Origin of the sequence: Paraburkholderia sp. SIMBA_027 (assembly GCF_046535315.1) — a bacterium.
Taxonomy (GTDB): Bacteria; Pseudomonadota; Gammaproteobacteria; order Burkholderiales; family Burkholderiaceae; genus Paraburkholderia; species Paraburkholderia tropica.
Window position 1 is genome coordinate 113,146 of record NZ_JAWRWY010000017.1, and the last position, 22,137, is coordinate 135,282.

The 22,137-nt window shown below is 66.8% G+C and carries 18 protein-coding genes; 6 read left to right on the forward strand and 12 right to left on the reverse strand.

Features of this window, described 5'->3' with window-relative positions; genetic code table 11:
• Position 1: 1 nt before the first annotated feature.
• From SB764_RS29065 to SB764_RS29090, 6 genes are all read right to left on the reverse strand, one after another.
• Positions 2-982: an alpha/beta hydrolase gene (locus SB764_RS29065; RefSeq protein WP_321865441.1), complete on the reverse strand. Its 981-nt coding sequence runs from the start codon at positions 980-982 to the stop codon at positions 2-4.
• A gap of 73 nt (positions 983-1,055) precedes the next feature.
• Positions 1,056-1,952, reverse strand: coding sequence for an SDR family oxidoreductase (locus SB764_RS29070; RefSeq protein ID WP_065065530.1), 897 nt, complete (start codon positions 1,950-1,952; stop codon positions 1,056-1,058).
• A gap of 61 nt (positions 1,953-2,013) precedes the next feature.
• Positions 2,014-3,012, reverse strand: a complete 999-nt coding sequence (locus SB764_RS29075) for an NADP-dependent oxidoreductase (protein WP_410865831.1) — start codon at positions 3,010-3,012, stop codon at positions 2,014-2,016.
• A 135-nt stretch (positions 3,013-3,147) separates the two neighbouring features.
• A complete protein-coding gene (locus tag SB764_RS29080; protein WP_065065532.1) occupies positions 3,148-3,597 on the reverse strand; it encodes a PaaI family thioesterase in 450 nt (149 codons plus the stop codon).
• A gap of 128 nt (positions 3,598-3,725) precedes the next feature.
• The gene (locus SB764_RS29085) at positions 3,726-4,028 is read right to left on the reverse strand and encodes a Dabb family protein (RefSeq protein WP_065065587.1); all 303 of its coding nucleotides are present in this window, start codon (positions 4,026-4,028) and stop codon (positions 3,726-3,728) included.
• Between the two features lie 105 nt (positions 4,029-4,133).
• Positions 4,134-5,624 (reverse strand): PLP-dependent aminotransferase family protein, encoded by a 1,491-nt coding sequence (locus SB764_RS29090; RefSeq protein WP_065065533.1) that lies wholly within the window; start codon positions 5,622-5,624, stop codon positions 4,134-4,136.
• 72 nt (positions 5,625-5,696) lie between these two features.
• Here SB764_RS29090 and SB764_RS29095 point away from each other — a divergent pair, with 72 nt between their 5' ends.
• Positions 5,697-6,233, forward strand: coding sequence for a hypothetical protein (locus SB764_RS29095; protein ID WP_410865832.1), 537 nt, complete (start codon positions 5,697-5,699; stop codon positions 6,231-6,233).
• On the opposite strand, the gene SB764_RS29100 is transcribed toward SB764_RS29095, so the two are convergent.
• From SB764_RS29100 to SB764_RS29115, 4 genes are all read right to left on the reverse strand, one after another.
• The gene (locus tag SB764_RS29100) at positions 6,178-7,356 is read right to left on the reverse strand and encodes an acetyl-CoA C-acyltransferase (RefSeq protein WP_074984161.1); all 1,179 of its coding nucleotides are present in this window, start codon (positions 7,354-7,356) and stop codon (positions 6,178-6,180) included. The two genes, SB764_RS29095 and SB764_RS29100, sit on opposite strands and share 56 nt — an antisense overlap.
• Before the next feature lie 121 nt (positions 7,357-7,477).
• The gene (gene pncA, locus SB764_RS29105) at positions 7,478-8,113 is read right to left on the reverse strand and encodes a bifunctional nicotinamidase/pyrazinamidase (protein WP_410865833.1); all 636 of its coding nucleotides are present in this window, start codon (positions 8,111-8,113) and stop codon (positions 7,478-7,480) included.
• A 59-nt stretch (positions 8,114-8,172) separates the two neighbouring features.
• Positions 8,173-10,269: a 3-hydroxyacyl-CoA dehydrogenase NAD-binding domain-containing protein gene (locus SB764_RS29110; RefSeq protein ID WP_322007438.1), complete on the reverse strand. Its 2,097-nt coding sequence runs from the start codon at positions 10,267-10,269 to the stop codon at positions 8,173-8,175.
• Positions 10,270-10,549: 280 nt separating this feature from the next.
• Entirely contained in the window at positions 10,550-12,286 is a 1,737-nt protein-coding gene (locus tag SB764_RS29115; protein WP_321868161.1) for a 3-(methylthio)propionyl-CoA ligase, read from the reverse strand.
• A gap of 182 nt (positions 12,287-12,468) precedes the next feature.
• Here SB764_RS29115 and SB764_RS29120 point away from each other — a divergent pair, with 182 nt between their 5' ends.
• The 5 genes from SB764_RS29120 to SB764_RS29140 all read left to right on the forward strand — a co-directional run bounded on the left by SB764_RS29120 (position 12,469) and on the right by SB764_RS29140 (position 16,329).
• The gene (locus SB764_RS29120; RefSeq protein ID WP_321855436.1) at positions 12,469-14,067 is read left to right on the forward strand and encodes a protein adenylyltransferase SelO; all 1,599 of its coding nucleotides are present in this window, start codon (positions 12,469-12,471) and stop codon (positions 14,065-14,067) included.
• 64 nt (positions 14,068-14,131) lie between these two features.
• On the forward strand, positions 14,132-14,551 hold the full coding sequence (gene msrB / locus SB764_RS29125; RefSeq protein WP_065065539.1) for a peptide-methionine (R)-S-oxide reductase MsrB: 420 nt from the start codon (positions 14,132-14,134) through the stop codon (positions 14,549-14,551).
• A 105-nt stretch (positions 14,552-14,656) separates the two neighbouring features.
• Complete coding sequence (locus tag SB764_RS29130; protein WP_065065540.1) at positions 14,657-15,190, forward strand: septation protein A; 534 nt, start codon at positions 14,657-14,659, stop codon at positions 15,188-15,190.
• Complete coding sequence (locus SB764_RS29135) at positions 15,187-15,498, forward strand: BolA family protein (protein ID WP_110329013.1); 312 nt, start codon at positions 15,187-15,189, stop codon at positions 15,496-15,498. Before SB764_RS29130 ends, SB764_RS29135 begins: the two co-directional genes overlap by 4 nt.
• Positions 15,499-15,549: 51 nt before the next feature.
• Positions 15,550-16,329 carry a peptidylprolyl isomerase gene (locus tag SB764_RS29140; RefSeq protein WP_065065542.1) on the forward strand — a complete coding sequence of 260 codons (780 nt, stop codon included), beginning with the start codon at positions 15,550-15,552 and terminating at the stop codon, positions 16,327-16,329.
• 61 nt (positions 16,330-16,390) lie between these two features.
• Here SB764_RS29140 and SB764_RS29145 read toward each other — a convergent pair whose 3' ends face one another.
• Together SB764_RS29145 and purL are read right to left on the reverse strand one after the other, a co-directional pair.
• Positions 16,391-17,512, reverse strand: coding sequence for a Fic family protein (locus tag SB764_RS29145; RefSeq protein ID WP_410865834.1), 1,122 nt, complete (start codon positions 17,510-17,512; stop codon positions 16,391-16,393).
• Positions 17,513-17,703: 191 nt separating this feature from the next.
• Complete coding sequence (gene purL, locus SB764_RS29150) at positions 17,704-21,789, reverse strand: phosphoribosylformylglycinamidine synthase (protein WP_183717037.1); 4,086 nt, start codon at positions 21,787-21,789, stop codon at positions 17,704-17,706.
• Positions 21,790-22,137: the final 348 nt, after the last annotated feature.

A 22,137-nucleotide genomic window follows, 5' to 3' on the forward strand; every position in this document is an offset into this window, starting at 1 on the left:
ATCACGCCTCCACACCGAACGCCGCGCGCAACGCTTGCGCGGCGTCGGCGTGCGCGCGACGCGCGTCGTCGACGTAAGCGCCCATCTTGAAGAACTCGTGGATCATGCCGTCGTAGCGCACCAGCGTGACGTCATTGCCCGCCGCGCGCAGTTTCTCCGCGTACGCCACGCCTTCGTCGACGAGCGGATCGAACTCCGCCACCGCGATCCACGCCGATGCCAGCCCGCGAAAATCCGGCACGCCGCTCGTGCCGCCAATGCCGTGCTTGCCGTCGAGCGGCGCGAAGCGCCAATCGTCGCGGTCTGAAGCGGCGCGCACGTAATGGTTGAAGAACCACTGGATCGTGGCTTCGGTCAGCAGATAGCCGTCCGCGAGACGCCGGTGCGAGTCCGTGTCCTGATAGCCGCCCGTGCCCGGATAAATCAGCATTTGCAGCACGGGCGCGATGCCCGCGTCGCGCGCGAGCACGGCGCACACCGTTGCGAGCGTGCCGCCCGCGCTGTCGCCGCCGACGGCCAGGCGCGCGGCGTCGATGCCATATTCCGCCGCATGCGCGTGCAGCCACATGTAGGCGTCGAAGGTGTCGTGAACGGCGGTGGGAAACTTGTGCTCGGGCGCGAGCCGGTAGTCGACCGAGAGCACGGCGCAGCGCGCGTCGTGCGCGAACATACGGCACAGCGCATCGTGCGTATCGACGCTGCCGACGGTGAAGCCGCCGCCGTGGACATACACCAGCGCGGGCAGCGGCTGCGCCCAATTCGGTTCGACCGGCGTATAGAGACGCGCGCGGATCGTCTCGCCGTCGCGCACGGGAAGGCGCAGATCGTCGACCGCGTGCATCGGCGCGGCCGCGATCTCCAGCACCGAGGCGCTTTTCTCGTAGGACGCGCGCGCGTCCTGAGGCGTGAGTTCGTGATACGGCGTGCGGCCCGCGCGGGCCACCATTTCGAGGACGAGTGCGATCTTCGCGTTCAGCGGCATGGTCCCGGTTCGTGCAGGAGAAAAAGTTGCGGATAACGCCTTGCGCAACCGGGACCGTTCGCCGGGCTGCGCGTCAGGACGCGGCGTTGGCGTTCGCCTCGGCTTTGACTTCGGGCTTGAGCGACAGCGGATCGGTCGGATTGCGCAGCGTTTCGATGTCTTCGTGACGCAGCTTGACCGAAGCGAGTATGCCCGGATGCGTGAGGATGTAAAAGCGCGCATCGCGCACGGCGTCGAACGTGGCTTTCGCGACGTCGTCGGGCGTGAGGCGGCCCGAACGCACGGCGCGCTGCAATTGCAGATCGGCGGCCTGTTGCGAGCGCGTGGGCGGCGCGTCGTTGCGCAGATCGTCGGGACGGCTGCGCTCGGCGTTGGCGATGCCCGTCGGCACGAAGGCCGGACACAGCAGCGAGCAGCTCACCACGTCGCTCACGTTCTTGAGGTCGTGATAGAGCGTTTCGGTGAGCGAGACCACCGCGTGCTTCGACGCGTTGTAGACGCCCATCGCGGGCGGCGACAGCAGACCCGCCACCGACGCCGTATTGACGATATGCGCGCGCTCGCCCTGCTTGAGCATGACCGGCGCGAAGCTGCGCACGCCGTTCGCCACGCCCATCACGTTCACGCCGAACACCCACTCCCAGTCCTTCGCGCTGCTTTCCCAGAGGAAGCCGCCCGTGCCCACGCCCGCGTTGTTGAACAGCAGATGGACCTTGCCATAGGCCTCGATCGCCGCTTGCGCGAGCGCGTCGACCTGGGCGGGATCGCGTACGTCGGTGCGCACGCCGATCGCCTGCGCGCCCTGCTCGCGGATTGCCTGCACGGCGGCGTCGAGCGTGGCGGCATCGACGTCGGCGAGCACGAGTTTCATGCCGAGCGCGGCGGCCTGTTGCGCGAACGCGCGGCCAAAGCCGCTCGCCGCGCCGGTGATGACGGCCACGCGGCCTTCGAACTGAAATGGATCGGACATCGCGTCTCCGGTGCTATTCGTTAGGGATGCAGAAGTCATGGAAAGGGGCCGGCGCGGTTCGTCAGATCAGTTTGACGAGCTGCTTGCCGAAATTCTGGCCTTTGAGCATGCCGAGGAACGCGGCGGGCGCGTTGTCGAGACCGTCGGCGATCGTCTCGCGATACGCCAACTGTTTCTTCGCGACCAGCGCGCCGAGCTCGCCGAGCGCCTGCGGCCACACGTCCATGTGTTCGCTCACGATGAAACCCTGCACCAGCAGGCGCTGCGTGAGCAGCAGTTGCGGATACTTGAGCGGCATCGGCTCGCCGTCGTAGCCCGCGATCATGCCGCACAGTGCGATGCGGCCGAACGCGTTCATGCGCGCGAGCGTGGCGTCGAGCACCGCGCCGCCCACGTTTTCGAAATAGCCGTCCACGCCGTCCGGCGTCGCGGCCTTGAGATCGGGATACAGATTGCCGGCCTTGTAGTCGACGCAGGCGTCGAAGCCCAGTTCCTCGACCACGTAACGGCACTTTTCCGCGCCGCCCGCGATGCCGACCGCACGGCAGCCCGCACGCTTCGCCAGTTGGCCAACCACGCTGCCGACCGCGCCGCTTGCCGCGCTCACGACCACGGTCTCGCCCGCCTTCGGCGCGATGATGCGGTTCAGGCCGTACCAGGCGGTGACGCCCGGCATGCCGACCGGACCGAGGTACGCGGAAAGCGGCACATGCGTCGTATCGACGACGTGCATGTCGTTGCCGTCCGAGGTCGCGAATTCCTGCCAGCCGGCCATGCCGACTACCTTGTCGCCCACCTTGAATTTCGGATTGAGCGACTCGACCACCTCGCCCACCGTGCCGCCGATCATCACCGAATCGAGCGGTTGCGGCGCCGCATACGACTTGCTGTCGTTCATACGGCCGCGCATGTACGGATCGAGCGACAGATAGTGATTGCGCACGCGCACCTGACCCTCGGCGAGCGGCGCGAGCGGCGTTTCGACGAGACGGAAGTTATCGACGCTGGCAGCGCCTTCGGGACGCGAGGCGAGCAGGATCTGGCGATTGGTCTGGGTCATGAGCGTGGTCAGGCTTCGAAGAGGCGCGGCACGGGCCGCGCGGGGTGGAAACGGATGCGCGCCCGCCAGAAACAGTGATCGTTTCATTGCGGAGCGGGCGCGCAAGCCAGGCGCGAAGCCGGGCGAAAGCGACGATCAGCCGTCGCTCGGGCCCGGCTTCGCGTTGGGATCGCTGCGCAGGCGCTGACGCGTGACGTCGCGTCCCACAGCGAGCTTGCGCATGTATTTGAAGGTGCCGAGCGCCTTGGCGACGAAGTGGCCTTCGCTGTCGCGGATCTCGCCTTCGCAATAAGCCATCGTGGTCGAGCGGTGCAGCACGCGGCCATAGGCGCGCAGTTCGCCGCGCCCCGGCTGCATGAAGTTCACTTTCATCTCGACGGTGACGACGCCCACGCCGTCAGCGGCGACGCTGCGCGCGGCCATCGCGAGCGCGATGTCGGCGAGCGTCATGGTCACGCCGCCATGCGCGACGTCCCACGTGTTCAGGTGACGCTCGGCAAGCGGCAGCATCACTTCGCTCGCGCCGTCGCGCGCGCTGACGAGCTGCGCGCCCAGATGGTCGACGAACGGGCTTTCGATCACCATGCCCGCGTTCTGGGCATCGTGCGGCTGTGCCGATTGTGCCGTTGGGGCCGGCTGCGCTGGCTGCTGGGCCTCGCCGCCGCTCGGCGCGCTGCCCTGGGTGGTATCTGCGGTTCCGATCATGGCGAGCTTCACACGACGTAATCGACAGCCTGACGCGACTCGACCACGCGCTTGGCGAAGTCCTTCACGACGAGGTGTTCGGGGTGAACCTGGTAAGCGTCGAGCGCGGCCTTGTCGGCGAAATCGGAAAGCAGCGCGAGATCGTAGGTCGAATCGAGACCCTCGCCCGCCACGCCGACTTCGAGATGCAGCGTGCCCGGCACGAGGTCGCGGCAGGCTTCGAGCAGCGTCTTGAACTTCGCGACATTCTCGGCGCGCGTCGCGCCTTCGGCCGTTTCCTTGAGCTTCCACATCACGATATGACGAATCACGGTTTCACCTTTTCTCTGTTGCATGAACGGGGCTCGCGCGCCGTGCGAAGCACGGGCGCAAGGCAGCCGTCATGATACCCGTGCGAGCGCGCGTACATGGCCCGCTCATGCCTTCGCGCCCGCGCCCGGCAGCGCGTTTTCGCGGGCCAGCCGGTGTGCGATCGCGCCGATCCGCAGCAGCGCATCGTCGGCGCTATGGGGCAGCGGACCCGGACAGCTCACGCGGATGCAATGTTCGAAACGCCCCGAGTTCGAAAACACGGTGCCGGGCATGATGCGGATACGCTCGGCGAGCGCGGCGTCGAACAGCGCCATCGACGACACATGCCGCGGCAACTCGATCCAGAACGCCAGCCCGCCTGCCGGCGGCGTGAAGCGCGTGCCCTCGGGAAACGCCGCGCCGATGCCCTGCGCCATACGTTCGCGCTGCGCGCGCAGCCGCTCGCGCAGGCGGCGCAAATGGCGTTCGTGCGCCTGGCTTTGCAGGAACTCGGCGAGCACGGCCTGCGAAAGCGGTTCGTTCAGGCGCGACTGCGAAAACTTCAGCATCGCGATGCGCGCGTGCCAGCGCCCGCCCGCCATCCAGCCCACGCGCATGCCCGGCGCGAGCGTCTTGTTGAACGACGTGCAGTGAATCACCGTGCCCGCGCTGTCCCACGCTTTCAGGGCGCGCGGCGCGGTCTCGCCCTCGACGAGTTCGCGGTACGGATCGTCTTCGATCACGGCCACGCCCGCCTGCGTGCACAACTCGACAATGCGCTGCTTGTGCGCATCCGGCATCACGCAGCCGAGCGGATTCTGCAGATGCGGCACCACCACCACGGCCTTCAGTTCCGGATGCTGCTGCAAGGCGAATTCGAGCGCCTCGACCGACAGCCCGGTGGTCGGGCTCGCCGGAATTTCGAGCGCGCGCAGACCGAGGCTTTCGAGCACCTGCAGCAAGCCGTAAAAACACGGCGATTCGACGGCGACCGTGTCGCCGGGCTGCGTCACCGCGCGCAGGGCGAGATTGACCGCCTCGGTGCCGCCGTTGGTCATGACGATCTCGTCGGCGTGAACGGCGAAGCCCGCCGCAAGCGCACGTCGCGCGATCACGGCGCGCAGTTGCGGATCGCCACGTTCATGGCCCGGAGACGTGAGCAGATCGGGACGGCGGCGCAGGATGCGCACGGCGATCTTCTGCAATTCCTCGCCGGGAAACAGCGCGTCGGCGGCGGTCACGCCGCCGAGATTGAGCGCATCGGGCACCTGCTGAAAGCGCGCCACGAGCGCGGAAATGGCCGCGTGCATGCCGACGAACTGCGCGACGAGCGGTTCGCGGTGCGTCGCGTCCTGCCAGTCGGGCTCGCGCGCGGCGGGCAGCGTGTTCGCATTCGCCGCGCGCACGAAATAGCCTTCGCGCGGACGCGCCTCGATCAGCGATTCGCGTTCGAGCACGCGATAGCTTTCGGTCGCGGTGGCGAGACTCACGTCGTGCTGGCGCATGAACGCGCGCATCGACGGCATGCGGTCGCCGGGACGCAGCACGCCGCTTTCGATGGAGCGCCGGTAGTGGCCGGCGAGTTGCCGGTAAAGAGGCTGATCGGGGACGTTCATCGGTCGATGATGCCAGAGCGGCGGCCTGGCGCGACAGATACACGTCTTGTCGCTTTGCACCGATACAGCGCGATGTTTGTCACCGCTGTAGCGCAACGGATCGCGCCCCGTTGTGCCTGTTGCGCGCGCGTTCGCGCCCATAAAGTCGGGGCATGTCAGCACTTCAACGTTCAGGTCTCGATCATGCACGACTTGCCCACCCTCTCGTCTCTTGCCCCGGGCGCGCCCGACGCGGCTTTGGCGTCACCGCCGCCGCTGCTGCGCATCGCGCCCCATCAGGTTCACTGGATCGCCTTGCGTCGCGGCGCTGCGCTCGTTGCAGTGGAAGGCGCGCTGTGCGTGACGTATCGCGATGCCGCTCTCGCCCTGGCCGGGCACGTCGCACCGCTACAGACGCGGCGCCTCGACGAAGGCGAGCGTTATCCGATCAGCGATCGGGGCTGGTACGGCTTGAGCGGCGCGGGACGCGATGCCGCCGGCGTGCTGATCGTGCCGGCGGCCGCGTCGCCGCTCGTGGCGTGGGCGCGCCGCTGGATCGCGCGCCTTGCGGGCGTTACACGACTTCGAAAAGTCCCGCCGCGCCCTGACCGCCACCGATACACATCGTGACGACGACAAGCTTCGCGCCGCGGCGCTTGCCTTCGATCAGCGCATGACCGGTGAGACGCGCACCCGAAACGCCATACGGGTGACCGACCGCAATCGCGCCGCCGTTCACGTTCAGGCGATCGGCGGGAATGCCGAGCTTGTCGCGGCAATAGAGCACCTGCACCGCGAACGCTTCGTTCAGTTCCCACAGGTCGATGTCCTCGACCTTGAGGCCCGCCTGCTTGAGGAGCTTCGGCACCGCGAACACCGGGCCGATGCCCATTTCGTCGGGCTCGCAACCGGCCACGGCGAAGCCGCGGAAGATGCCGAGCGGTTGCAGGCCCTCGCGTTCCGCGACCTTGGCGTTCATCACCACGCAGGCGCTCGCGCCGTCCGAGAACTGGCTCGCGTTGCCCGCCGTGATCACGCCGCCGGGCATCGCCGTGCGGATCTTCGCCACGCCTTCGAGCGTGGTGTCGCCGCGAATGCCTTCGTCGGACGAGATCGTCACTTCCTTCGTGATCAGCTGGCCCGAAGCCTTGTCGGCGACGCCCGCGAGCACCGTCATCGGCACGATTTCGTCGTTGAAGAGACCCGCCGCCTGCGCCGCGGCCGCGCGCAGTTGCGACTGCACGCCGTATTCGTCCTGACGATCCTTCGAGATTTCGTAGCGTTTCGCGACGTTTTCCGCCGTCTGCAGCATGCTCCAGTAGATTTCCGGCTTGTGCTGGCTGAGCCAGCCTTCGGCCATCATGTGGCGATTCATTTCGTTCTGCACGCACGAAATGGATTCCACGCCGCCCGCCACGAACACGTCGCCTTCACCGGCGATCACGCGTTGCGCCGCGAGCGCAATCGTCTGGAGACCGGACGAACAGAAACGGTTCACCGTCATGCCCGGCACCGAGACCGGCAGGCCCGCGCGCAGCGCGATCTGGCGAGCGATGTTGGCGCCCGTCGCGCCTTCGGGGTTGGCGCAGCCCATGATCACGTCCTCGACGCGCGCGGGGTCGATCTTCGCGCGCTCGACGGCGGCCTGCGTGACGTGGCCGCCGAGCGTGGCGCCGTGCGTCATGTTGAACGAGCCCTTCCACGATTTGGCGAGGCCCGTGCGGGCGGTCGAAACGATTACGGCGTCAGTCATCTGTGTGTCTCCTTGTCGATCGGCGCTTGCGCCTGTGCGCGGTGCGCCGATCCCATCCCAATGGTTTGATCCGGTGAATCTCTGTCGCTTCGAACGAACGAATGCGGGGGAATCTGCGCCCTCAGGCCGCGCCGCGCAGCACGTCGGCCGACTGCGCGCGCTTCACGCCCGCCGCCTGCAACTGCTCCCACGCGGCGGCCAGCGAGCCGTTCAGGTCGATGGCGCGCGAGGCGTCTTCGATCAGCACGGTTTCGAAGCCCGCGGCGCGCGCATCGAGCGCGGACCACGCAACGCAATAGTCGGTCGCGAGGCCGCAGCAGTACACGCGCTTCGCGCCCGTATCGCGCAGATAGCCCGCGAGTCCGGTGGGCGTCGTGCGATCGGCTTCGAGAAACGCCGAGTAGCTGTCGACGTCCACGTGATGACCCTTGCGGATGACCGCGCGCGCATGCGGCACGTCGAGATCGCGATGCAAAGCCGCGCCTGACGTGCCCTGCACGCAGTGCGTGGGCCACAGCACCTGCTCGCCGTACGACAGCGCGACGGTCTCGAAGGGCTGGCGCCCCGCGTGATTCGCGGCAAACGACACGTGCGCCGCCGGGTGCCAATCCTGCGTGAGCACCACATGCGCGAAGCTCTGCGCGAGCCGGTTGGCGACCGGCACGACTTCGTCGCCGTGCGCGACGGCCAGCGCCCCGCCCGGCATGAAGTCGTATTGCAGGTCGATCAGCAGGAGCACGTCGTCTGCGCTTCTCATCGTGTTCGTCCGTTCTTGCTAGCGTTGATACATCTGGTTGATACGCGTGCGGGCGTCGCTCAGTTGAACGCGCCGCCGTTCTCCGCGCGCTCGGCCAGCGACGACGCGATCTGCCAGGCGTCGCCGTTCGGCTGTTGCGCGTAGCGGCGAATCGAGCGCGCCACGTTGTAGAGACCGACCGTGTCGGCGTAGAGCATCGGGCCGCCGCGCCACAGCGGGAAGCCGTAGCCCGTGAGATAGACCATGTCGATGTCCGACGCCTTCGACGCGATGCCTTCTTCGAGAATCTTCGCACCTTCGTTGACGAGCGCGTAGACCAGGCGCTCGACGATTTCCTCGTCGCTGATCTTGCGGCGTTCGACGCCCGCTTCCTTCGAGTACGCGACGATCATGTCGTCGACGAGTTTCGAGGGCAGCGCATTGCGTTCGCCCGCCTTGTAGTCGTACCAGCCCGCGCCGGTCTTCTGGCCGAAGCGCCCCGTTTCGCACAGACGGTCGGCGATCTTCGAGTACTTCATGTCCGGATGTTCCTGGTAACGACGCTTGCGGATCGCCCAGCCGATATCGTTGCCCGCGAGGTCGCTCATGCGGAACGGACCCATCGCGAAGCCGAACTTCTCGATCGCGCGGTCGACCTGCGCGGGCAGCGCGCCTTCTTCGAGCATGTAGAGCGCCTGGCGCACGTACTGCTCGATCATGCGGTTGCCGATGAAGCCGTCGCACACGCCCGAGACCACGGCCGTCTTGCGGATCTTCTTCGCGACCTGCATGACGGTGGCCAGCACGTCCTTCGCGGTTTCCTTGCCGCGCACGACTTCGAGCAGCTTCATCACGTTGGCCGGACTGAAGAAGTGCAGACCGACCACGTCCTGCGGACGCTTCGTGAAGGCCGCGATCTTGTCGACGTCGAGCGTCGAGGTGTTCGAGGCGAGAATGGCGCCCGGCTTCGCGACTTCGTCCAGACGCTTGAACACCTGCTCCTTCACGCCGAGTTCTTCGAACACCGCTTCGATGATGAGATCGGCCTGCTTGAGGTCGTCGTAGGACAGCGTCGGGCTGATCAGCGCCATGCGCGCGTCGAGCTTCTCCTGCGTGAGCTTGCCCTTCTTGACCTGCGCTTCGTAGTTCTTGCGGATCGTGGCGAGACCGCGATCGAGCGCTTCCTGCTTCGTTTCGAGCAGCGTGACCGGCACGCCCGCGTTCAGGAAGTTCATCGTGATGCCGCCGCCCATCGTGCCCGCGCCGATCACCGCGACTTTCTGGATGTCGCGCGTGGGCGTGCTCGACGGCACATCGGGAATCTTGCTCGCGGCGCGCTCGCCGAAGAACGCGTGACGCAGCGCGTGCGATTCCGGCGTTTGCACCAGTTCGACGAAGCATTCGCGCTCGTAGGCGAGGCCCTTGTCGAAGCCCTGCTTCACGCCCGCGGCGATGGCGTCGATGCACTTGACCGGCGCCGGATAGTTCTTCGACATCGCGCCCACGGTGTTGCGCGAGAATTGCAGGAAGCCTTCGGCGTTCGGATGCTCGATCTTGCGGTTGCGCACGAGCGGATGCGGACCCTGCTTGTCGGCGGCCTTGCGCGCGAACGCAACGGCTTCGTCGAGCAGATCGCCTTGCGCCATGGCGTCGAACAGGCCCGACTTCGCGAGCTTCTCGCTCGGCACCGGCGCGCCGCTGACGATCATGTTCAGCGCGGCTTCGAGGCCGATCGCGCGCGGCAGGCGCTGCGTGCCGCCCGCGCCGGGCAGAATGCCGAGCTTCACTTCGGGCAGCGCGATCTGCGCGCCGGGCGCCGCGATGCGATAGTGCGCGCCGAGCGCCAGTTCGAGGCCGCCGCCCATCGCCACGCTGTGGATCGCCGCGACCACCGGCTTCGCACTCTTCTCCACTTCCTTGATGACGGTGTGGAGCGTGGGCTCCTGGGTGGCCTTCGGCGTGTTGAATTCGGTGATGTCGGCGCCGCCCGAAAACGCCTTGCCCGCGCCCGTGATGACGATGGCCGTGACCGCCGTGTCGGCGTTGGCGCGCGCGATGCCCTCGACGATGCCGGTACGGGTCGCGTGACCCAAGCCGTTGACGGGCGGATTGTTGAGCGTGATGACGGCGACGCCGTCGCGAGTCGTGTAAATCACTGCCGCGTTGTCCACTACCATTTGCCTGCCTCCATGCTTGCGGGCCGCGTTGTGCGTCGCCGGCTTCATTGTCCGACATTCCCGGTCAGCAGGCAGAATACCGAAAAAAGAACGTTCGTTCCATTTTTTTCGATAACAAAGGCGTCAGGGTTTGTACCGACCGTCGTGCAGGTTTGGGAACAAACGGCTCAAAGCGTACGAAAAGCGCACGGAAAGCGCACGGAAAGCGCATAAAAAAACGCGGCCCGCAGGCCGCGCCGAAGCAACGCTCGACGGCTGCCGAGCGAACCGCGATGCGGATCTAATCGGGCGTCGCCGCCGACTTGACCGGGTGCGCGCCGCCGCCCGCGTGCGCATCGATATTCGCGTCGAGCGGCTCCATCGGACATTGCTCGCTCGCCGCTGCCGCCGTGGGCAGCACGTGATCGCGGAACTGATCGCGCAGTTTGAGCTTTTGCAGCTTGCCGGTGGCCGTGTGCGGCAGTTCGTCGACGAAAGCCACGTCGTCGGGCTGCCACCATTTCACGACCTTGCCGTCGAAATACGCGAGCAGCGCCTCGCGGGTGACCTCGGCGCCGGGCTTCTTCACCGCGACGATCAGCGGCCGCTCGGTCCAGCGCGGATGCGCACAGGCAATACACGCGGCCTCCGCAATCGCCGGATGCGAAACCGCGATGTTTTCCAGCTCGATCGAACTGATCCACTCGCCGCCCGACTTGATCACGTCCTTGCTGCGGTCGGTGATGTGCAGGAAGCCGTCGGCGTCGATGGTCGCGACGTCGCCGGTCGGGAACCAGCCGTCGATCAGCGGCGTGCCGCCCGCCTGCCGGAAATAACGGTCGATGACCCACGGCCCGCGCACATGCAGGTCGCCGAACGCGACGCCGTCCCACGGCAGCTCGCGCCCGTCGTCGCCGACGATCTTCATGTCGACGCCGAAAATCACGCGCCCCTGCTTTTCGAGCAGCGCGCGGCGCGCGTCCGGCGGACGCTGCGACTGCTCCCAGTTGAGCTTCGCGAGCGTGCCGAGCGGCGACATCTCCGTCATGCCCCACGCGTGAATCACCTGCACGCCGTAGGTGTCTTCGTAAGTGCGCAGCATCGCGGGCGGACACGCCGAACCGCCGATCACCGTACGCTGCAAGGTCGAAAACTTCACACCCGCGTCGCGCATATACGTGAGCAGGCCGAGCCACACTGTCGGCACGCCCGCCGAACAGGTCACGCCCTCGGACTCCATCAACTCGTAGAGCGACTTGCCGTCGAGATCCTTGCCGGGCAGCACGAGCTTGGTGCCGTTCAGCGGCGCCGCGTGCGGAATGCCCCACGCGTTCACATGGAACATCGGCACGACGGGCAGGATCGCGTCGCGCGCCGAGAGCCCGATCGAGTCGGGCAAGGACGCCGCGTACGCATGCAGCACCGACGAACGATGCGTGTAGAGCGCGCCCTTCGGATTGCCGGTGGTGCCCGATGTGTAGCAGAGATTCGACGCGCTACGCTCGTCGAGCAAGGGCCAGGCATAATCGCCGTCTTGCGCCGCGAGCAGCGTTTCATACGCGAGCACCGGCGTTTTCATCGCCGGGAGACAGGATTCGTCGCACAGCGCGATCCAGCCGCGCACGTTCGGACATTGCGGCGCGAGTGCGTCGACGAGCGGCGCGAACGTGAGGTCGAACAGCACATAGCGATCGTCGGCGTGATTGACGATCCAGGCGATCTGCTCGGGAAAGAGACGCGGATTGATCGTGTGGCACACGGCGCCGAAACCGGTCACGCCGAAATACGCTTCCATGTGCCGGTAGCCGTTCCAGGCCAGCGTGCCGACGCGCTCGCCGGGCTCGACGCCCAGCGCGATGAGCGCCTGCGCGAGCTGCTTCGCGCGCGTCTCGCAATCGCGGTAGGTATAGCGGTGCAGGTCGCCCTCGATGCGGCGCGAAACGATCTCGGTGTTGCCGTGATGACGCGCGGCATGCGCGATCAGCGACGACACGAGAAGCGGCACGTCCATCATATGTCCCAGCAGCGGCGCAGTCATGCTCGTCGGTCTCCTCGGCTCGAATGCGATCATTCTCGTTATGGGATGGAGCGGGGCTCGCCGGGTCCGGCGCGTGCGCATGCGGGAGGCGTGCCGCCCGACGGTGTCGATGACAACGATGGCCTGTCCTGCACGCCGGCGGGCGCGGACTTACAATATCGGCTAATCCACAGGCGCTCAACATGTCGTTTTCACCAGGCCTTTCAGACTCGCAAGGCGGCACGTCCGCCCCCCAGGCGCCGCAAAGCGGCGCACTCGCCGACTTCGAACGCGCGCTCACCGCAGCGCGCGACGACGCGTTCGCCGCGCTCGGCGCCACCTTCCACACGCGCCTGCCCGGCGCGCCGCTGCCCGCGCCCTACGTGGTCGGGTTCTCGGCGGACACGGCCGCGCTGCTCGGGCTCGATCCGGGCGTCGTGAACGATCCGTCATTCGCGGCGTTTTTCTGCGGCAACTTCACCCGCGAACGCTCGCCCTCGGCCATGTCGTATGCGGCCGTTTACTCGGGGCATCAGTTCGGCGTGTGGGCGGGCCAGCTCGGCGACGGCCGCGCGCTGATGCTCGGCGAAGTCGAGCACGCGGGCCGGCGCTACGACGTCCAGCTCAAGGGCGCGGGCCGCACGCCCTACTCGCGCATGGGCGACGGCCGCGCGGTGCTGCGCTCGTCGATCCGCGAATATCTGTGCTCGGAAGCCATGCATCACCTCGGCATTCCGACCACGCGCGCGCTCGCCGTGATCGGCTCCGATCAGACCGTGCGCCGCGAGGAACTCGAAACGGCCGCGGTCGTCACGCGCGTCTCGCCGAGCTTCGTGCGCTTCGGCCACTTCGAGCACTTCTATTCGCAGGACAACGTCGAGGCGCTGCGCACGCTTGCCGATCACGTCATCGACCGCTTCTATCCGCAGCTGCGCGAAGCCGACGACCCGTATCTCGCGCTGCTCGATCAGGCCGTGCGCACCACGGCGGCGCTGATGGTCGAGTGGCAGGCCGTGGGTTTCTGCCACGGCGTGATGAACACCGACAACATGTCGATCCTCGGTCTCACGATCGACTACGGCCCGTTCGGTTTCATCGACGGCTTCGACGCGAATCACATCTGCAATCATTCGGATTCGCAGGGTCGCTACGCGTACCGCAATCAGCCGCAGATCGGCTACTGGAATCTCTTTTGCCTCGCGCAGGCGCTGTTGCCGCTGTTCGGCCCGCAGTACGACCAGACTGACGAGAAAGCGCACACCGAGCGCTGCATCGCCGACGCGCAACGCGTGCTCGAAGGCTTCAAGGGGCATTTCGCGCCCGCGCTCGAAGCGCGCATGCGTGCGAAGCTCGGCCTCGAACACGCGCGTGAAGGCGACGATCAGCTCGCGAACCAGCTGTTCGAAATCATGCATGCGAATCGCGCCGACTTCACGCTGACGTTCCGCCATCTCTCGCGCGTTTCGAAGCACGACGCGAGCGGCGACACGAGCGTGCGCGACCTGTTCCTCGATCGCGCCGCGTTCGACGCGTGGGCCGTCACCTATCGCGCGCGTCTCGCGCACGAAACCCGCGACGACGCCGCGCGCGCCGCAGCGATGAACCGCGTCAATCCGAAGTTCGTGCTGCGCAATCACCTCGCGCAAACGGCCATCGAGCGCGCGGCACAGAAGGATTTCAGCGAAGTCGAGCGGCTCGCGACGGTGCTCAGGCGTCCCTTCGACGAGCAGCCGGAATACGAAAGCTACGCGGCGCTGCCGCCCGACTGGGCGAGCTCGCTCGAAGTCAGTTGCTCTTCGTGAGCGCGCCCCCATCTAAGCGACTCTTCCGCACTTCCCCTCGACCGCAACCCGACAGGAACCCGACATGAGCCAGGACGACCACAACTCCGACGCCTACCCCGGCCACAAGTCCGACGCCGAATGGCGCGAGAAGCTCGACCCCACGCAATACCAGGTCACGCGCCACGCGGCCACCGAGCGGGCTTTCACCGGCAAGTACTGGGACCACAACGAGCGCGGCATCTACGACTGCGTCTGCTGTGGCACGCCGCTGTTCGAATCCGACACGAAATTCGACGCCGGTTGCGGCTGGCCGAGCTACTTCCGTCCGATCGACGGCGAGGTAATCGAGGAGCGCACGGACCGCACGCACGGCATGCTGCGCATCGAGGTGCGTTGCAAGAACTGCGGCGCGCATCTGGGCCACGTGTTCGAAGATGGTCCGGCCCCGACCGGCCTGCGGTATTGCATCAATTCGGCTGCGTTACAATTCGAGCCCAAGTAAGCGAGGCGCCGCCTCGCGCGAGGGCGCAAACGCCCGCCGGCCTTGGGGCCGCGCGGGCGTCGCGCCCTCTTTTAGCGGCTCATAGAGCCAACTTCCAGGCCGATAATGAAATTTCTGTTTGATCTGTTCCCGATCATCCTGTTCTTCGTCGCCTTCAAGCTGTGGGGCATCTTCACGGCCACCGCCGTGGCCATCGCGGCGACGCTCGTGCAAATCGCCTGGGTCGCGTTTCGTCACCGCAAGGTCGACCCGATGCTGTGGCTGAGTCTGGGCATCGTCGTCGTGTTCGGCGGCGCCACGCTCATGCTGCACGACGAAACCTTCATCAAGTGGAAACCCACGGTGCTCTACTGGGCGTTCTCCATCGTGCTGCTGGTCTCGCAGGTCGCGTTCGGCAAGAACCTCATCGAAGCGATGATGGGCAAGCAGATCACGCTGCCCACGCGCATCTGGACGCAACTGAACTTCGTCTGGTCGGTCTTCTTCGCGCTGCTCGGCATCCTGAACCTGTTCGTCGCGTTCCACTTCTCGACCGACGCCTGGGTCGATTTCAAACTGTTCGGCGCGACCGGCATTCTGGTGGTGTTCATCGTCGGCCAGAGCCTGTGGCTGTCGCGTCACATGAAGGAAGAAGAATGAGCGACGAGTTCCTCAACGCCACGCCGGCGCAACGCATGGCGCTGATCGAAACGCGCGTCAGCGCGGCGCTCGCGCCGGTCGATTCGATCGTCGTGCGCGACGACAGCGCACAGCACGCCGGTCACGCCGGTGCCTCGGCGGGCGGGCATTATCACGTCACGATCGTTGCGTCCGCATTCGCCGGGAAAGCCCGCGTGGCAAGGCACCGCATGGTGTATGATGCGCTGGCCGAGGCCATGCAGCGCGGCATCCATGCACTCGCGATCACGGCGCTCACGCCCGAAGAAGCCGCGGCGCTGCCCCGCTAAGCCCCACTTTATTTGGTTCGCCCTTTTGGTTCGCCCTGTTAGGACTTACAGATGACCTTGAAGAAAACCCGTCTCTGGGTGTTGCTGGCTGCGTTCGCTGCGGCTCCCGCTTTTGCGCAGAACATCGCCGTCGTGAACGGCACGCCGATTCCGAAGTCGCGCGCCGACGCGCTCGTCGCCCAGGTCGTGGCCCAGGGCCAGCAAGACACGCCGGATCTGCAAAAGGCCGTGCGTGAAGAGCTGATCAACCGCGAAGTGCTGATGCAGGAAGCGGCGCGTCTGGGCATTCCGAATCGTCCGGACGTGAAGGCGCAACTGGCGATGGCCCAGCAACAGGTCATCCTGCACGCGTGGATCGAGGACTTCCTCAAGACCAACCAGCCGACGGACGCCGACGTCAAGGCCATGTACGACAAGCTCACGCAAGGCGCGGGCGGCAAGGAATATCACCTGCATCACATCCTCGTCGACAACGAGCAGCAGGCCAAGGACCTGATCGCGAAGATCAAGGGCGGCGCGAGCTTCGAAGACCTCGCGAAGCAATACTCGAAGGATCCGGGTTCGGCGAAGAACGGCGGCGATCTCGACTGGTCGGACCCGAAGGCCTACGTGCCTGAGTTCGCCGCGGCCGCTACGTCGCTGCAGAAAGGCCAGGTCACCGATACGCCGGTGCACACGCAGTTCGGCTGGCACATCATCCGCGTGGACGACATCCGCGCGATCGCCCCGCCGCCGCTCGAGCAGGTTCGCCCGCAGATCGTGCAGCAGCTCCAGCAGGAAAAGCTGCTCGCGTTCGAGAAGCAACTGCGCGCGCAAGCGAAGATCCAGTAAATCCGCACCGCGGTTTTGCTGTGGAAAAAACCCCGCGACCTTTCGAGGCGCGGGGTTTTTTTCATGCTGGCGGATTCAGTTCGTAGCTCGTGCTGCGCCCGCCGCTCTCGTTCTTGCGCAGCACGCCGCGCGCGAGCAGGTCGTTGATGTCGCGCAGCGCCGTATCCGACGAGCACTTGGCCAGCGCGGCCCATTTGCTGCTGGTGAGCTTGCCGTCGAAACCGTCGAGCAGACGATTGACGACCTTGGCCTGGCGCTCGTTGAACGGCGCGTCCGCCCATTGACGCCAGAAGCGCGCCTTGACGAGCACCGAGTCGAGCGTGATCTGCGCGTGATCGACCGCGCGATGCAAGGTGTCGAGAAACCAGCGCAGCCACTCGGTCACATCCATGGAACGCCGCTGCGTGCGTTCGAGAATCTCGTAGTACGCCTTGCGCTCGCGCTGGATTTGCGCCGACAGACTGTAGAAGCGCTGCGGACTGCCGTCCGCGCGCGCGAGCAGCAGATCGCCGATTGCGCGCGCGACACGGCCGTTGCCGTCGTCGAACGGATGCAGCGTGACGAACCAGAGATGGCCGAGTCCGGCCTTGATCAGCGGCGGCATCTGCGCGGGCGCGTTGACCCAGGCGAGAAAGCGCGCCAGCTCCGCTTCGAGACGCGGCGCGGGCGGCGCTTCGAAGTGCACATGCTGACGCCCGATCGGCCCCGACACGACCTGCATCGGACCGGTGGCATCGTCACGCCAGGCGCCGACGCGAATCGGCGTGAGGCCCGCATAACCGGTCGGGAACAACGCGGCGTGCCAGCCGAACAAGCGTTCGCGCGTGACCGGAAAACGGCTGGCGGCCGTCGCGTCGAGCACCATTTCCACGACGCCTTCCACATGCCGATCGACGGGCGCGAGCGCGCCGATGTCCACGCCCAGACGCCGTGCGATCGACGAACGCACCGAGACCACGCTCAGACGCTCGCCCTCGATTTCGCTGGTCTTCAGCACGTCCTCGGTGAGCGCCGCGAGGCTCGCCTGGTCACGCAGGCGCATGCCGACATCCGCGAGACGGCCCATCAGCACGCCCTGAGCGCGGCTCGCCTCGGCCATGGGCTCGGCGAGCGCCGCCATGTCGAAGCGCCACTCGGGCCAGTCGCCAGCCTGCCAGATATAGGTGTATTCGCCGCTATTCATGCGGTGATTATGGCGCGGATTCGCCGCACGCACAATTTATTCGCCGCACATTATGCGGCGAATAAACCCGCTATTCACCGCACACCCAAACAAAAACCCCGGTCACGCCCGCCGTAGCGGACCTGACCGGGATTCCGGGATGCGAACGGGGGGGCTGGCCTCAATCCAACATCAGCCAGCCCTGGTGCGCCTTAACCCACCCACTTGCGCGCGTTCTGGAACGCACGCTGCCACGGGCTCGCCTCGCCCCAGCTTTCCGGATGCCAGCTCATCGTCACGGTGCGCTGCACGCGTTCCGTGTGCGGCATCAGGACGGTGAAGCGGCCGTCGGCGGTCGTAACCGAGGTGATGCCTTGCGGCGAACCGTTCGGGTTGAACGGATAGCCCTCGGTCGCCTGACCGCGGTGATCGACGTAACGCATCGCCACCGCAACCTTCGAGATGTCGCCCTGCTGCGAGAAGTCCGCGAAACCTTCGCCGTGCGCGACCGCGACCGGAATGCGCGACCCTTCCATGCCGTTGAAGAAGATCGACGGCGAGCTCTGCACTTCGACCAGCGAGAAGCGCGCTTCGAACTGCTCCGACTTGTTGCGCGTGAATTTCGGCCAGGCTTCGGCGCCCGGAATCATCGAGGCGAGGCTCGACAGCATCTGGCAACCATTGCAGATACCGAGCGCAAACGTGTCCTGGCGCGCGAAGAAGGCTGCGAACATGTCCGCGAGCTGCGCGTTGAAGCGGATCGTCTTGGCCCAGCCTTCGCCCGCGCCCAGCACGTCGCCGTACGAGAAGCCGCCGCAGGCCACCGCGCCCGCGAAATCGGCGAGCGTGGCGCGCCCTGCGAGCAGGTCGCTCATGTGGACGTCGTGCGCATCGAAACCGGCGCGATCGAACGCGTAGGCGGTTTCGAGGTGCGAGTTCACGCCCTGCTCGCGCAGGATCGCGACGCGCGGACGCGCGCCCTTGCCGATGAACGGCGCGGCGACGTCTTCGGCCGGATCGAACGTGAGTTGCGGCTGCATGCCCGGATCGGCGGCGTCGAGCAGCGCGTCGTATTCGGCGTCGGCGCAGGCCGGGTTATCGCGCAGACGCGCGATGCGCCAGCTCACTTCGCTCCACACGCGTTGCAGCTCGGCGCGCGGCGCTTCGTAGATGCGCTTGGCGTCGCGGTAGATCTCGATCGAGTCGCGGTTGTTGAGCGTGCCGATCACGTTCGAGCACACCGACAGGTTGTGCTCGCGCAGCACGGCCAGCACGGCGTCGCGCTGCGTCGCCGGCACCTGGATCACGGCGCCCAGTTCTTCCGAGAACAGCGCGCGCAGCGTGCGGTCGTCGCGGCGGCCGCTGGTCTGCTTCGCCCAGTCCTTGGCGTCGCCGAAGTCCGTGCCGTGCTCGCCGTCGAGCGTGAGCATGTCGACGTTCAGCGACACGCCCGTGTGACCCGCGAACGCCATTTCGCAGACCGTCGCCCACAGGCCGCCGTCCGAGCGGTCGTGGTACGCGAGCAACTGGTCGTTCGCGTTGAGCTTCTGGATCGCGTTGAAGAACTGCTTGAGGTCTTCGGCGCTGTCGACGTCCGGCGCGGCATCGCCGACCTGTTGCGTGACCTGCGCGAAAATCGAGCCGCCCATGCGGTTCTTGCCGCGGCCCAGATCGATCGCGATCAGCACCGACTCGCCCGCTTCGTCGACACGGCGCAGTTGCGGCGTGAGGTGACGGCGCACGTCCTCGACCGGCGCGAACGCCGAGATGATCAGCGAAACCGGCGCGACCACTTCCTTCGCCACGCCTTCGTCGTTCCACTTCGTGCGCATCGAGAGCGAATCCTTGCCCACCGGAATGCCGATGCCGAGCGCCGGGCACAGTTCCATGCCGATCGCCTTGACCGTGTCGTAGAGCGCGGCGTCTTCGCCCGGCGCGCCGCACGCGGCCATCCAGTTCGCCGACAGCTTCAGCTTGTCGAGCGACGCGATGGGCGCGCTGGCGATGTTCGTGACGGCCTCGCCGATAGCCATGCGGCCCGACGCCGGCGCGTCGATCACGGCGAGCGGCGTGCGCTCGCCCATCGTCATCGCTTCGCCCTTGTAGCCGGCGTAGTCGAGCGTGGTGATCGCGCAGTCGGCGACCGGCACCTGCCACGGGCCGACCATCTGGTCGCGCACGTTCGTGCCGCCCACCGAGCGGTCGCCGATGGTGATCAGGAACGACTTGCTGCCGACGGTCGGATGGCGCAGCACGCTCTTCGCGACTTCGTCGAGCGCAATGCCCGTGACGTCGACCGGCACGAGAGGCGTGCTCGCGTGCTCGACGTTGCGGTGCATGCGCGGCGGCTTGCCGAGCAGGATGTCCATCGGCATGTCGACGGGCTGGTGGCCGCCGTTCGCGGCGAGCGCCTGCGCGTCGGTGTCGATCAGCTTCAGTTCGCGTTCGGCCGTCGCCACGCCCACCACGGCGAACGGGCAGCGCTCGCGCGCGCAGATCGCTTCGAAGTTCGGCAGATCGGCGGGCGCAATCGCCAGAACGTAACGTTCCTGCGATTCGTTCGACCAGATTTCGCGCGGCGAAAGGCCCGATTCTTCGAGCTGGACCTTGCGCAGCTCGAAGCGCGCGCCTTTATCCGCGCCGTCGACGAGTTCGGGGAACGCGTTCGACAGACCGCCCGCGCCCACATCGTGAATGCTCAGGATCGGATTGTGTTCGCCGAGCTGCCAGCAGGAGTTGATGACTTCCTGCGCGCGGCGCTCGATTTCCGGGTTGCCGCGCTGGACCGAGTCGAAGTCGAGTTCGGCGGTGTTCGTGCCGGTCGCCATCGAGCTGGCCGCGCCGCCGCCCATGCCGATGCGCATGCCGGGGCCGCCGATCTGGATCAGCAGCGAGCCCGCGGGCAGATCGTGCTTGTGCGTGTGCTGCGCGCTGATGTTGCCGATGCCGCCCGCGATCATGATCGGCTTGTGATAGCCGCGCACGGTGCCCGCGACGTTCTGCTCGTAGACGCGGAAGTAGCCGCCGAGGTTCGGACGGCCGAATTCGTTGTTGAACGCGGCGCCGCCGAGCGGGCCGTCGATCATGATCTGCAGCGGCGAGGCGATGCGGTCCGGACGGCCATAAACAGCATGAGCGCCCTGCGCGTCGGCCGGATTGCGGTGCGTGAGCGGCGTGGCGGCGTCGCGGGCGTTTTCCCACGTTTCGCGCGCTTCCGGCAGATCGAGGTTCGAGACCGTGAAGCCCGTGAGACCGGCCTTCGGACGCGCGCCGCGGCCCGTTGCGCCTTCGTCGCGGATTTCGCCGCCCGAACCCGTGGCCGCGCCGGCGAACGGCGAGATCGCGGTCGGGTGGTTGTGCGTCTCCACCTTCATCAGCGTGTGCGTGAGTTCGGTGTGGCGGCCGTACTGCTCGCCCGGCGCGCCGTCCGCGCCGGTCTTGCGCGGGAACCAGCGCTCGGCCACCGCGCCTTCCATGATCGACGAGTTGTCCGAGTACGCGACGATCGTGCCTTGCGGGCTGATCTTCTCGGTGTTGCGGATCATCGCGAACAGCGACAGATCCTGCTCCTGGCCGTCGATCGTCCAGCTCGCGTTGAAGATCTTGTGGCGGCAGTGCTCGCTGTTGGCCTGCGCGAACATCATCAGTTCGACGTCGGTCGGGTTGCGGCCCAGCTTCGTGAAGTTCTCGACGAGGTAGTCGATTTCGTCGTCGGCGAGCGCGAGGCCCAGTTCGCCGTTCGCCGTTTCCAGCGCCTTGCGGCCGTGGCCGAGCACGTCGACGGTCTGCATCGGGCGCGCCGGCAGTTCGTCGAACAGATGCAGCGCCTGGTCGCGCGAGGCCGCGACGTTCTCGGTCATGCGGTCGTGCAGCGCCGCGGCGACGGCCGCGTGCGCGTCGTCCGACAGCGTTTTCTTGCCGCCGAGCAAGCCGCTCTTGAGGATCACCGTGTATTCGACGGCGCGCTCGATGCGGCGCACGTGTTCGAGGCCGCAGTGATGCGCGATGTCGGTGGCCTTGCTCGCCCACGGCGACACCGTGCCGAAACGCGGCACCACGAGGAACGTCACCGTGCTGCCGCGCTCCTGCGGGGCCGCGAACGGCTCGCCGTAGTGCATCAGCGCTTCGATCTTCGCGCTGTCGTCAGCGGAAAGCGGCGTGGCCGAGTTGACGAAATGCAGGAACTGGCCGCGCACGCCGACGATGTTGGCATCGATACGCTGAAGCGTCTCGAGCAGGCGGGTCTGACGGAAGTCGGAGAGGGCCGAAGCACCGGGGAAACACGAGAAGTGGGCCATGGACTGGGGCGTTGCGTCGAGGTTACGTCGCGCCTGGCCTCGCACGGGTGCGTCGCGGGGGGGCGATGCGTCGCGCGCAGGCGACGACGTCGGGCCGACGTCGGGCGATGAAAGGAGACCGCGATTATAACCCGGAAGACCCCGTCCGATCGCCCCCGAGGCCGATCCGCACGCATCCCGAGGCGCACGCCCGTGCGCGTTTTCGCGATGTCGCCGCGGCAGACGGTGACGCGGCGTCCGGCACAGCCGCTTTTTTCGCGATACGGGACGGCGCAGCGGCAGCCGGCGGCCCGGCACGAACGGCGGGTGAATGGCAATAAAACGGGGCCGCCTGAGCAGTCGCCCTGC